12 protein-coding genes are annotated in these 12639 nt (G+C 45.0%); 4 read left to right on the top strand and 8 right to left on the bottom strand.

The window, feature by feature from the left end:
- Positions 1 to 47 precede the first annotated feature (47 nt).
- On the top strand, positions 48 to 1196 hold the full coding sequence (locus H6G03_RS28125; RefSeq protein ID WP_190472020.1) for a quinone-dependent dihydroorotate dehydrogenase: 1149 nt from the start codon (positions 48 to 50) through the stop codon (positions 1194 to 1196).
- A 259-nt stretch (positions 1197 to 1455) separates the two neighbouring features.
- Here H6G03_RS28125 and H6G03_RS39170 read toward each other — a convergent pair whose 3' ends face one another.
- Both H6G03_RS39170 and H6G03_RS28135 read right to left on the bottom strand, forming a co-directional pair.
- Positions 1456 to 2289 carry an AAA family ATPase gene (locus tag H6G03_RS39170; RefSeq protein ID WP_190472022.1) on the bottom strand — a complete coding sequence of 278 codons (834 nt, stop codon included), beginning with the start codon at positions 2287 to 2289 and terminating at the stop codon, positions 1456 to 1458.
- 170 nt (positions 2290 to 2459) lie between these two features.
- On the bottom strand, positions 2460 to 3425 hold the full coding sequence (locus tag H6G03_RS28135; RefSeq protein ID WP_190472025.1) for a DNA polymerase III subunit delta': 966 nt from the start codon (positions 3423 to 3425) through the stop codon (positions 2460 to 2462).
- Between the two features lie 456 nt (positions 3426 to 3881).
- Between H6G03_RS28135 and H6G03_RS28140 the strand changes: the two genes are divergently transcribed.
- Complete coding sequence (locus H6G03_RS28140) at positions 3882 to 4244, top strand: hypothetical protein (protein ID WP_190472030.1); 363 nt, start codon at positions 3882 to 3884, stop codon at positions 4242 to 4244.
- A gap of 54 nt (positions 4245 to 4298) precedes the next feature.
- Here H6G03_RS28140 and H6G03_RS28145 read toward each other — a convergent pair whose 3' ends face one another.
- From H6G03_RS28145 to H6G03_RS28170, 6 genes are all read right to left on the bottom strand, one after another.
- Entirely contained in the window at positions 4299 to 4727 is a 429-nt protein-coding gene (locus H6G03_RS28145) for an FHA domain-containing protein (RefSeq protein ID WP_190472032.1), read from the bottom strand.
- A gap of 176 nt (positions 4728 to 4903) precedes the next feature.
- Positions 4904 to 7396: a heavy metal translocating P-type ATPase gene (locus tag H6G03_RS28150; protein WP_190472055.1), complete on the bottom strand. Its 2493-nt coding sequence runs from the start codon at positions 7394 to 7396 to the stop codon at positions 4904 to 4906.
- Between the two features lie 181 nt (positions 7397 to 7577).
- Positions 7578 to 7763: a hypothetical protein gene (locus H6G03_RS28155; RefSeq protein ID WP_190472035.1), complete on the bottom strand. Its 186-nt coding sequence runs from the start codon at positions 7761 to 7763 to the stop codon at positions 7578 to 7580.
- A 20-nt stretch (positions 7764 to 7783) separates the two neighbouring features.
- Positions 7784 to 8260 (bottom strand): DUF2752 domain-containing protein, encoded by a 477-nt coding sequence (locus H6G03_RS28160; protein WP_190472037.1) that lies wholly within the window; start codon positions 8258 to 8260, stop codon positions 7784 to 7786.
- A gap of 86 nt (positions 8261 to 8346) precedes the next feature.
- Positions 8347 to 8604 (bottom strand): TM2 domain-containing protein, encoded by a 258-nt coding sequence (locus H6G03_RS28165; protein ID WP_199315516.1) that lies wholly within the window; start codon positions 8602 to 8604, stop codon positions 8347 to 8349.
- 231 nt (positions 8605 to 8835) lie between these two features.
- A complete protein-coding gene (locus H6G03_RS28170; protein WP_190472040.1) occupies positions 8836 to 10437 on the bottom strand; it encodes a CPBP family intramembrane glutamic endopeptidase in 1602 nt (533 codons plus the stop codon).
- A gap of 399 nt (positions 10438 to 10836) precedes the next feature.
- On the opposite strand from H6G03_RS28170, the gene H6G03_RS28175 reads away from it, so the two are divergent.
- Together H6G03_RS28175 and H6G03_RS28180 are read left to right on the top strand one after the other, a co-directional pair.
- Entirely contained in the window at positions 10837 to 11949 is a 1113-nt protein-coding gene (locus tag H6G03_RS28175; RefSeq protein ID WP_190472042.1) for a hypothetical protein, read from the top strand.
- A gap of 442 nt (positions 11950 to 12391) precedes the next feature.
- Positions 12392 to 12535, top strand: a complete 144-nt coding sequence (locus tag H6G03_RS28180) for a hypothetical protein (RefSeq protein ID WP_190472045.1) — start codon at positions 12392 to 12394, stop codon at positions 12533 to 12535.
- The last annotated feature ends 104 nt before the right edge of the window (positions 12536 to 12639 follow it).

Consider the following 12639-nt stretch of genomic DNA (forward strand, 5'->3'; position numbering starts at 1 on the left):
CCCTTTCTTCCCCAATCTCTAGACCCTACTACCAAACTTTAAGAGCCTTGGATATTTATCAACTTGGTTTACGTCCTCTTTTGTTTAATGTTCTCAAGAGCGATCCGGAATGGTTGCATCAGCAAAGCATTCAATTTTTGAGTTGGTTAGATCGTAATGCTTATCGCTTCCCTGTAACCGGGTTGCGAGACCAACTTCAGCGATCTTTTTGCTTGGCGGATACCCGTTTGGAACAAAAACTCCTACCCAGCGAAAAGTTTTCCCCCCAGCTGTTCCCAAATCCGATCGGATTGGCAGCTGGCTTTGATAAGAACGGCGTAGCTTCTGGCATTTGGTCTACTTTTGGTTTTGGCTTTGCTGAATTGGGTACTGTAACTTTACTGGCACAGCCTGGGAACCCGCGTCCCCGCTTGTTTCGATTGCCTGCTGACAAAGCAGCTCTAAACCGTATGGGTTTTAATAACAACGGTGCAGAAGAAATGAGTGGCAGGCTACGCGCCATTTGGCAGGGGCGTCCCCGACCGATGCCAATAGGAATTAATCTAGGTAAATCTAAGGTAACACCCTTATCTGACGCTGCATCTGATTATGTGGAAAGTTTTCGCCTTCTCAAAGAGTGGGGCGATTATTTTGTCGTAAATGTCTCCTCACCGAATACCCCAGGCTTGCGATCGCTCCAAGATGCACCTCTGTTGAGCGGGATTTTGTCGGCTTTGCAGCAAGAAAATCAAGGGTATAAACCAATTTTAGTCAAGATTGCACCCGACTTGGAGTGGGATGCGATCGCCAATGTTTTGGCAGTAGCCTCGACGCATCGGCTGGCAGGTATTATTGCCACCAATACCACAATTAGTCGCGACAAACTCCAAACTGAGGTAATTGACGAAACGGGTAAGTCTGTGCGGGAAGAAGAGGGTGGCATTAGCGGTGCGCCGCTGAGGGATCGTTCAACCGAGGTAATTAAGTTTATTTGGCGGGAAACAAAAGGGCAATTGCCAATTATTGGTGTAGGAGGTATTTTTACTGCTGAGGATGCTTGGGTAAAGATTACTGCTGGTGCTTGTTTGATTCAAACTTACACAGGTTGGATTTATGAGGGACCGTGGATGGTGCGGCGGATTTTAGAAGGATTGTTGAAAAAGTTGGATGAACGGGGTTTGTCTAATATTTCTGAGGCGGTTGGTTTGGAGGAGTAGATGTTTTTTAACGCAAAGGACGCAAAGGTAAACGCAGAGGTACGCAGAGGATAAGAGTGTTTGCTATCTTTGCGCTAGTGTCGATTCTTTGAATTTATATGTTTGAAGATTCAGGGTGAAGATTTTTTCATCAATTAATCGAATTATCAAATTTAATTCTGAAAGATAAATATCTGCTTAAATTTATTGTAAAGGATTGATGATATCGATAAATAAATCGATTTCGTACTCGTAGAAAATCAAAACCTATTAATCTTTCTTACAGGCTAAATACTGTTTTTATCGTTTTTATTTTGGCTAATCCTGAATCTGACGGAATAAAGTCAAATACTTTAACTTCTTTTCTTGACTTGTCTACCAGTTTAAATGTCCGGATTGTATCTCGAACATTCAAAGTTCTTTCTGCTAGGCAATTAGATAATTTTACCTTTCCTTCTTCTAGCCCTAAAGATTCAGTTAAATCCGCTTGTTGTGGGTCAAAGTCTACTACTAAAACTTTCTTTTTATTTTTCGCTAAGATAGCTGCCAAATTAATAGCTGTTGTTGTTTTGCCCACGCCTCCCTTGTCATTATATATACAAACAGTTAAAGCTTTCGGTGGATTTGCAATCAATAACCGGATATAATTAACTATTTCATTAATATTGCTTTTATCAATAAAAAAAATACGAGTTGCAGGAATGACAACCTTTCCATGCCGACGAAAAAGCTGTATATAAATTGAATTAGTAATAATCCCCCACTGTGCAGTTTGACAGTTGGGGGCAAGCAAATACTTTTTTAGCTGTTCCTTAGTTTGTTTGTATTTCGGACTGGTTTCAGATAGGTTAATAACCGTATTTCCAGCGACTATTCCCTTTACTTCAAAAAGCAGATAAGGATTTATTTTAGAAAAGGAAAACCTATCATTACCGTCATTCTTACGAGCTGCAAAATCTTCTTCTCCCTTGCCTGTAGCAAACTGTTGCACCCATTCGTCATCGCTAAATCCCAGTGCTGCTAGAAGAGGTTTTACAAATTTATCCTCGACATCAGGCTCGCCCGCATTTGGTGGGATTTTGTCTAAAATAGTATTCCAATCTATATTTAGCATTACTTAGTACCTAGCCAATTGAGGAAAAAAGGTTGTTTATAAGTTTATAATATGTTAGCTAAAGTTGCAACGATATTCTTTCCTATTAAAGTGCTTAGTGAAATAAAAGTAGAAAAATAAGCTCGCTTAATCGATGAGTAGCGCAACGTTTAGGATAGGCTCAAATTCTTCTACAAAGTTGCGCTTTGACACATTCCCATCAGGGTTACTTCCCAAACTAATCGCGGTTGAGCGTAACTGAGCAAACACCGTTTCGCTTTTTCCAATTTTTCTAAGGGCGATTCGCGAATTTGCCCTTTTAAAAATTGTTTCCAATAACAATGTTGTAAGTAATCTACTAACCATAATTGCGCTTCTGTATCGAGGGATTTATCGATGTCGCGAGCGAGTTCTAATGCTTGACGAAGTGTTTTGGGAATTTGCTTTACTGCTGTCAATAATTCTGGGGAAATTGCTTGTAATTGCTGCCAAGATGCGATCGCTTCCCCCGGACTTCCTCCCGCTAACTCCAATACCTCTGGATGCTGCAAAATTTCGCTATATTTATTCCGCCGCAGCACTATCTCTACCCCACTTGAGTCGAGGCGATAAAAGGGTATGCGCTGACAGCGGGATACCAGGGTCGGCAATAAAGATTCGATCGCCGGAGCAATTAAAATTATAGTGGCTTGGCCGGGTTCTTCCAGCGTCTTCAGCAAAGCGTTTGCAGCCCCTTCGGCCATCGTTTCTGCTTGTTCGATGACGATGAGCGATCGCGATGCCTCCAGAGGCGGACGACTCAAAAACTGGGCTATTTCCCGCACCTGTTCTAGCCGAATTTGGGGAGGTGCCTTGCGCTTCACTCCTTTTTCGGCAGCTTCCGCCGCCGACAATCTGACTCCGTTGTGCAGATATGTCGGCTCGACCCACAATAAATCGGGGTGATTGCTCAGCTGTAGGCGTTTTTGTATAGTTGATTTTTGCTTAGCTTCTGTACCATAAAACAACTCTTCTGTAAAGCACTTTGCTGCCAAACTGCGACCGACGCCATCGGGGCCAACAAACAGATAACCTGGGGCGATGCGATTTTGAGCGATCGCCTGCCCAAGCAACTCTACTGCCTGACTTTGGCCTACGAGCCTTTCAAAAGCATTCATTAAAAAAATCCATCAATTTACCGATTAAGGGTACACTACCTGTATAAATGTATCTGGTCTTGACATTTGGCAATGCCAAACCAAAGATGATGTTTGAGGTTAACTAGCAGCCGAAAAGAATATTCGGCTCGCCCAATGTTACCGAAGTGCAATTAACTGAGCCATTTGGTGTAGCCTTAAGTATTGCCGCGCCTAATGCCGAATATTAGGGACGAAAGAAGAAAGCCGAAAGCGAGACAGAAGAAGGATGAGGAGAAGAATTAGAAGAAAAGGAAGTCAGGCAGAATTAATATTGTCCCTCTTTTCTCCTTCCCCCTTCTCCCTCTCCCTGATGGGGCAGTGGCAGCTTTACAGAGCAGCAATAGAAAACAATGCTTCTAGGTATAAGCTTGAAATCAAATCAATGAGGTTCGGGTATTATAAGAGGGTCTTGGAGTCGCAGGCCGGAGGTATGATATGGCTCGCTATACAAGTTCGTACACAGTTTCCCTTCCTCTCGATCGTCTTAAGCAATTGCTGATAGAAGTTCTAAAGAGTTGTTCGTTAGACATCCTTTATGAAACGATTGACTATATAATGGCGCGTGAGAAGCCAGGGCAGGTTGGCTTTGCCAAGTTAGTGACTGTTGAAGTCCTCATCGATCGTTCAACCGCAACCGCAACCCAAACTAAGATGAGTTTGGTAATGAAAAATGAGGAATTGCCCCTGCAAGTTGACAACCACTGCCACCAGATATTCGATCGCGTCAGTGAGGCGATCGTCAGCAATCGCCAATGGCAGATAATTGAAAATGTAGCAGGAGAGCTACCCACTATTTAGTCAGGCAAATCAGTCAGGCAAAGCTGCGATTACTCTGGCTAACTTGGGGAAATTTTACTCCTCTGGCTCATCGTCAAACATACTACCGGGGTTAATCAGGGTGATATCAAACTCATCTAGCGGCCCAGATGGGATAGTCTCTCGTTTGAGCTGATAGTATATAGCTCGCACCTGCGGGCCAAATACAACTTCATCTTCATTTTTGAGGTCGTGAGCTGGAAGCTTGCGAGAGTTGATGATCAGTCCGTTAGCACTAGCTCTGCCTTTGCCATCGCCATCAACAATGCGATAGTAGTATGTTCCATCTTGTTTGGGCATCTGTAGCAAAGTTGCATGACGACGAGAGACAAACTGGGAGTATAGGCGGATATTACAAGTCGGATCGCGACCGATCGAATATACAGCCTTAGTGAGTATAAACTCCTTGCGCCCTTTATCGTCCTCAACAATGAGTAGATGATTTTGATCCTGTGGTAAAGGCATTGATTGATCTGTCCTGCAATAAATTAATAAAGGCAGCTGCAACCCCGGCGTCACATGGCCTTGATAAATTAGGCTCAGCGCTGCCAACCTGAAAACAACGGTGATTTTCGATTTCAAATTTTAAATTTAAAATTAAATTCAATTTCAAATTTAAAACTTGAATTTCGACTAAAATTTTACCGACGCCAAGGCAGACGACGCAGGAGAAGAGAATTAGTAACAACACTGACGGAGCTGAAAGCCATCATTGCGCCGGCAGCAGCTGGACTGAGAACGAAGCCTAAACTAGGCAGCAAGACACCGGCGGCAATGGGAATACCTAAAGTGTTGTAGGCAAGTGCCCAAAATAAATTCTGGCGGATTTTATTAAAAGTGGCACGCGAGAGCTGAATCGATTTAACGATATCCGTTACTGCATCGCGCATCAGGATAATCTGAGCGCTTTCAATCGCAATGTCAGTTGCCGCGTGCAGGGCTATGCCCACATCGGCTTGTGCTAGTGCCGGTGCATCATTTATTCCATCCCCGATCATAGCGACTCGATGACCCTGAGTTTGCAGAGTTGCGATCGCCAATGCTTTACCATCGGGAAGAACTCCTGCCAAAACATCAGAAGTGTCGAGTAATAGCTCGGAAGCGATCGGTAATGTACTTTCGAGCCTGTCACCAGTCAGCATCATAACTCTCAATCCCAGACGCCGCAGATCTGCCACTGCTGTTTTAGCATCTGGTCTGAGGGCATCCGCAACCGCGATCGATCCTAAGCTGATGTTGTCAGATGCCACATAAACCACTGTTTTTCCCGCTTGTGCTAATGCCCTAACTTGTGCTTTGAGAGCATCGCCAACACTAATTCCCGTTGCTTGCAGCCAGTCCGAAGTTCCCACCAACACCGTCTGACCTTCTACCACAGCGCGAACTCCGAAACCCGGTTCTGTGTAAAAATCTTCGGCAGGTGGTATAGGTAACCCCAGTTTGCGGGCTTCCTCGACAATGGCTGTGGCGAGGGGATGACAGGTGCCGCTTTCGGCTGCCGCCGCCAGTTGGAGAAGCTTTGCCGCCGAGTCGGAGAGCGGTGGGGAGGCAGAGGATAAATTTTGCTTCTCCAGTTCCCCGTTGACTGCAACCGAGATACAGTCAGTCACGCAGGGATGACCGGTAGTAAGAGTGCCAGTTTTGTCAAACACTACCGCGTCAAGACTCGATACCCGTTCTAAAACATCTCCACCTTTGATTAAAAGTCCCGATTCCGCGCCAACCCCCGTACCAACTAGGATAGCGGTGGGTGTGGCCAGTCCCAAAGAACAGGGACAAGCAACTACCAAGACGGCGATCGCCAGCTTTAAACTCAACATCAGGGGTGACTGATGATGCGCGACCATAGATCCGTGTCCCATGACCGCCGCACCGTGCGTCATCAATGTTGCCCCATGCCCTAAAAGCAGATCCGGCCAAAGGTGAGTGCCGATAAAATACCAAAATAGAAATGTGAAAGCGGCAGCTGCCATCACACCGTAAGTAAAATACCCAGCGACAGTATCCGCTAGGTGTTGCACCGGTGCTTTGCGAGTTTGAGCTGCTTCTACTAAGGCGACAATTTGAGCTAAGGTGGTATCTTTGCCAATGCGGGTCGCTCGAATCGCGATCGCGCCTGATTGGTTAAGCGTCCCCGCCTGCACCACATCTCCTATTTGTTTTGGCACCGGCACCGCTTCCCCGGTCAGCATTGACTCATCTACTGTTGTCTTGCCGACGATCGTTTCCCCATCTACGGGTATCTTTTCTCCAGGTAAAACCAGTAAGTATTCTCCCACGCGCACCCGATCGGCTGGTATTTCGACTCCCGTGTCTGCCGTTAGATCCACGTTCGGATCGGCAATTAAGCGTGCCTGGGGTGGCTGGAGGGAAAGCAATGCTTCAAATGCCGCTACTGCCCGTCCTCTGGCGTGTTGTTCCAGCGTTCTCCCTAGCAGGATAAAGCCTAACAGCATCACCGGTTCGTCAAAAAAGCACTCCCAACCGAGCTGAGGGAATAGTAACGCTACTGTGCTGGCGGTGTATGCGGTTACTGCACCCAATCCCACCAGCGAGTTCATGTTGGGTGCTAAGCGCTGCAAGCCTTTGAAGCCATCTACCAAGATCGATCGACCTGGCCCAACTAAAGTAGCGGTTGCCAGACCCCAATGGAACCAAAATGAGGTAAGGATGGAAGGATGCTCGGCAAACCAAGAGTGTTGACCGAAATGGCCTATTCCCGATAAAACAATTAGGATACCTGCGATCGCCAGCCGCCATATAGAAGATTCGATCTCCTGGCGATGCCTTTGTGCGGGCGAAATCGTTTCTCCTGTTTGAGAATAGCGCGGTTGAGTCGGAAAACCAGCTTCTGTCAATTTTGCGGCTAAAGCACTTGGGTCAACCGCACCGGATTTTACGTCGCAAACTGCCACCTCTGTCACTAAGTTGACGCAGGCTGAAACAACCCCAGGATATTGGATTAGCTGATTTTCTACAGCCTTCACGCACCCGGCACACTTCATTCCTCCCACATCCAGGGTAATCGTCTCCACGTCGGAGGCTGGGGTAGCGTCAGCGCCGCTTGACCCAGATATCGCTGTCTGGGGAGACAGCCGTTCAGAAGATTTGTCAACTGACTGCAACACTTCCATTCCTAAAGCAATAAGCACCTCTCTCCTTAGAGAGTAGGCCAAGTCGGGCTAAATTGCCTGAGAAAGTTTAACTTTTCTTAAAAGTTGCGCTCCGGTAGCTAGCGGCTAATGGGTCGTGGATAGTGATTTTCCTACTACCTAAAATTATTTATTTTTAATCCAAAATCTAAAATTAATTCGTTCAGCGATCGTTCCAGTTCAAAAAACTCAGGTAGATGAGCGCAAAACCAGTTTGCAGCACCAACAGCAACCCGTAACCCTTGACGAAAAGGTTGATATCCATACTGGAAAAAACGCTAAAGGCTCCGCTACTTAAGGCACCTAGCAATATTACAAACAAAACTTTTTTATACTTAAAAGTTGACATTCCCATAAAATATCCTTGCTTCAAAACAGTAAATTGCCTAGCGGCGATTTAAAAAAAGCCGCAGATAATTCGCCCGATTTCGATAAATCGTACAAGCGGTAACCATGATATATTAAAACTATAAATAAACATAGCAATTGGATTTTTTGATCTGCAATTATCTTAACATAAAAAGCACTCAAATGTCGTTTTTTTACCAATTCAATTACGAGATGAATAGTTGCTATAGCAAAACAGGCAAACACAACTGGCCCGAAGAGGTTTTGTGCTATTGCCTGACTCCAATCTCCTCGAACAATAGCAATAAAAGAGCGAGTCAAACCACAACCCGGACAGGGAATCCCTGTTAAATATTTAAACGGGCAAACTAAGAAAGGCACTTGCTGCCCGTGATTGTAAAATAAGGCTACCAACAGCGGTGATGAAAAAATAGTCAACTTTACAAAATTCACACGCCGATCGCGAGCCGAGAGAAGCCGATCTGATAATTCAAACATGAATTGTAACTGCCATTGTGATTTTAGCGCCAAGCAGTTCTTAATCGATCGCAAATAATCAAATGGCCGAGTGCCTCAATTTCAAATTAAACTAGACGGTTACCCTGCTTGTCGGGTAGCGAATCTACAACCAAAAGAATAAAGTCAATTAGTGCCCAGATACCACAGCCGCCAAAAGTCAGCAGTTGAACGATCCCGATCGTTACATATCCAAGGTAAAATCGGTGAATTCCGAAACCGCCTAGAAAGAAACATAGAAGGAGGGCGGCAACTTTGGACTTGGCAGGATTATCTTGCATATAGATCTCTAAATAAATCTTCCGTTCCGGTATCACTATACTCATAGGATAGCTTGCATCTATCAAAAGTAGGAAAAATTTACTTTTTTTAATAAGCTGTGACGCCAGATGGTTTTAATAATTGCCAGAATGTGAAAATCTTGTGGGGTGGGCATCTTGCCCGCCCCATTGATACAACTTAGATGCGTTGCAGCTGAGGATCGGAGAGTGTAGGGTGAGTGAAAACGCACCCTACGCTGCGAGTAGCGATATTGCATACTCAATGATGGGCGAATATCAGGTGGAACCGCTACCCAAAATAAACAAACTTAACAGAGTGCCGCTATTCCAGAGGCTGTGGAGTAACATGGGAGCCAGAAGATTGCGAGAGCGGGTGTACACAACAGCCAACACTATCCCCAAAGTAGTCAGGGGCAGCACTTCTGAAAGGCTCAGGTGTGCGACGGCAAACAGCAAACTACTCGCGATCGTCGCTCCCCAAACTGGCATATAACGAGTTAAAGATGGCAGGAGAAATCCCCGGAATAGGAATTCTTCAAACAGCGGTGCAGCAATAGCTGCGGTAAAAAAGAATATCGCGAGTGCCACACCATCTTTACTCTCTAGGGCTAGCGACAAAAGCGGGTTACTTCCCCCCTCTCCTTTCCAAATTTCTTGGTTAATCAGCGACACTACAATTACCAAAGGTAGCGCCACAAAATAACCGCCGAGTCCCCATAAAAACCACTTACCGAACAAATCAAATCGAAACCATCCTTCCGGTAAAGGTAAAAATGATTTCACAGAAAAATACAACACCAATACTCCACCCAATGCAACCAACATATAAGTTGTCAAAACGTAGATTGCTTTTGACCGGACATCAAAAGCGGCGGGTGTGAGGTTGAGCAGTTTAAAAGCTAAGGGAATGAATACAGCAGATATCAGCAATTGCATTCCAAAAAAGCCCACAATGAAAACTTGCCAGATTGTTTCGGCATCCCAAGGCGTTGACCAAGAAACATTTTCATTCTGAGCTAGAAGGGAATTCTCTTTGCGGATCAGACGCTGTGCTACCAACAAGATGAGCAATGCCACGCCTATTAAAAATCCTAACGTGGGCAGAGCAGCCACGATCGCTAATTTCACTACTGCTTGCTGTGCTATTTCCTGTTCTGTTGATTGCAGTTTAACCAGCGCCGTTGAGCGTTGCTGCAAATTGTAAAGTTGACTTAATCCCCGATCGCGGAACCATCCGTCTAAATATTTTTGGATAGTTGGCTCGGCGTCTGGTAAAATCCGAGGTGGATTGCTCCATAAACCGATTAAGACTGTAGCGGTTTTTGCTTCTGCTGCTTGACCGATCTTAGCGCTGGGGCGATCGCTCACCGACTGCCAAGTTTTCAGCGCCGCTTCAACTTCTCCTTGACGAGCTTGTAAAATCCCTATATCCAGGTCTAACTCGTTAATTAAACTTTCTAGCCCATCGATAGACTCCCGCAAAGGCTGTTGACTGGGGTAGTCAGATCTGTCAGGATTGGCGGTAACTGTCAGCGGTGGTTCGGCAGCAGGCGAAGGTGTAGCTTCCAGATTTTGATACTGTTTGAGTTGGGCTATAGCTTTTTCTAGATTGGTTTGCGCTTCTTTCCGCGCCTCCATATACTGCTTTTGGGCAGTTTTGACAGGTTGAGCGCCGATCAGTGCTTCGCGAGCGGATTTGCTGCTGGAATCGGAACCGATCTCGCCCTGCCACTCACCAGCGTGTAGCAGCAAATTAGTTTGGTACAGTTCCAAACGGCTTTGAATTTGGGGCTGACTCCGACTTTCCAGCAAAGAAGGAACAAAAAAGAGTATCACTAAAAGCGTCAAGAAACCTAATATCAACTGCCTAATTTTCATGTCAATCTCCGCACTACCCCTACTTATTGAACCGCATTCGCGGTGAGATAAGCTTGGATCGAAAGTCAAAAGTCAAAAAGAAGAGGGAGAGGGGCTAGAAAAGTCAAAAGTCAAAAGTCAAAAGTCAAAAAAGGGCGTTGGGCGTCGGGACTAGGAGCTAGGTAAGCTAGAAAAGTCAAAAGTCAAAAGTCAAAAAAGGGCGTTGGGCGTCGGGACTAGGAGCTAAGTAAGAGGGAAGAGGGAAGGGGGAAGAGGGAAGAGGGAGAAATTTTGACTTTTGACTTTTGACTTTTGACTTTTAGCTCCCCCGCTCCCCCTTCCCTAGCAGGCGCAAACATTTTTCCAGGTTTTGCTAAACTCTATAGATAAAGTCGTCTTTTTCAACACTCAGTTGTAAATATGAGCAAAGCATATCGTAAGCAATCCCTTCACCGCAAGCTCAAAAGAGAAGGTCGGCAAGATTTAGCAGATATCGATAATGCGAATGAAGCTGAGAATTTTACTGACGATTTTGATGATTTTGACGATTTTATAGCAGAAGATGTGCAAAATAATCCGCAAGCAAAAGCAGCGAGAGGACGTAAGCCATCTCTATTCAAAGCTATTCAAGGAATTAGCGAAAATATAAGTAAAGTAGGTTCGCAGATTGGCAGCGATGTCGCTGGGGAAATGGGAAAATTGGGCCAAAAAGTGGCCCGATCGGCTCAAGAAATTCGTCAAGAAGCTAGTAAGTCGGCGACAGAACTCGGTCAGGGAATGGCAAAGCGCACCAAAGAAGTAGCGCAGTCGGCTGTAGAACTCAGCCAAGGAGTTGCTAAATCGGCTACAGAACTAGGTGAAGAAGTTACGAAATCAGCTAAAGAAAAAGGAAAAGCTGTACAGCAGGAAGCTCGCCAATTTATAAGCAAAAATCTCGAAAAAAGTCAAGATAATGTTGGCAAGAAACTCGAAGAAAATCAAGCTGCGAAGGAAGCTTCTGTGCGAGCTTACATTAAGCAGATAAACTTGTCTGAGATGGAAGATGCTGTGGACGCTATGTGGGATAAATTTCCCAGTAGTAAACCAGAAGAAATTTCGCAACGTTTACTTCGCCAACAAATTCTGCGCGTCAGTAAAACTTCGGCTGTCTTCAGTGTTGTACCGCCAAAAATGGCAGATTCGATCGGAGTTAATTATGTTTCCGTTGCGCTAATGCAAGCCGAAATAATTTTTAAGATTGCTGCCGCTTATGATTTTGATATATGGCTTCCGCAACGCAAACCAGAAGCTTTTGCAATTATCGATCGCGTGCTGCGGGCTAGCAGACAAGCCATGATAACATTGAGCGTATCGCAAATGATCCCGCTTGCTGGAGGGGTTGTTAATGTAGGTACTGACGCCTACTTAATTTATCGAATCGGAGATACTGCAAAAGAGTTTTACGAATCATTGACTGAAGAAGTAACTCCAGGGGAAATTCTCAAAGCCTTCATTGCAGAAACTGAAAGCCGATATACACAGCGTTTGTGGTAGATTGCAAACAGTTTATGTCTGCATAATCTGGATAATATCTTGTCCGGTTGCATCGGTAATACATCAATGATGCCAAACATTATCTGTGGAGATCTGGGGTTAATTTTTTACCGCAGATGTATGCAGATAAACGCAGATAAACGCAGATAAGAAAGCGTTTTTTTCAACGGATGCTAGGGTACATGATATAATTTATGGCTTCTATACAAGATCGATCGCAAAACTCGCCCCTACAATTTGTCTGTATCTCAGCCATTCGGAAGATACTCTAAAGTTTATTCCAGCTACAGGTATTAACTCCTAGCTATTGAAACCGATTTCGCGAGACAGGAACTTCTATCTCTTCGTGTCTGTCATCTATTCCGCTTTGTACTTTGCTTTTGAGACAGAATCTAGTTGTCTCAAAATAAAGTACTGGTATAAAAAAAATCACGCAGCCAGGGTGACAAAACGAGCAGTTATCAGAGAAAAGCGCATGGCATTCGATCGCAGCGAACTATTCGATACTCAATTTTATTTAGCGACAAATCCCGATGTAGCCAAGGCAGTCGGTGCAGGGTTATTTACAAGTGCCTTTCAACACTAAGTAGTCGGACAAAAGTAATCGACACTGTATGAACTTTTGTTAAGGCACTTGCAGGAGTGCCTTCGCACAGCGTGCCGTAGGCATATCGTGCATCGGCACAATTA

The organism is Aerosakkonema funiforme FACHB-1375 (assembly GCF_014696265.1).
In the GTDB taxonomy this organism is placed as follows: Bacteria; Cyanobacteriota; Cyanobacteriia; order Cyanobacteriales; family Aerosakkonemataceae; genus Aerosakkonema; species Aerosakkonema funiforme_A.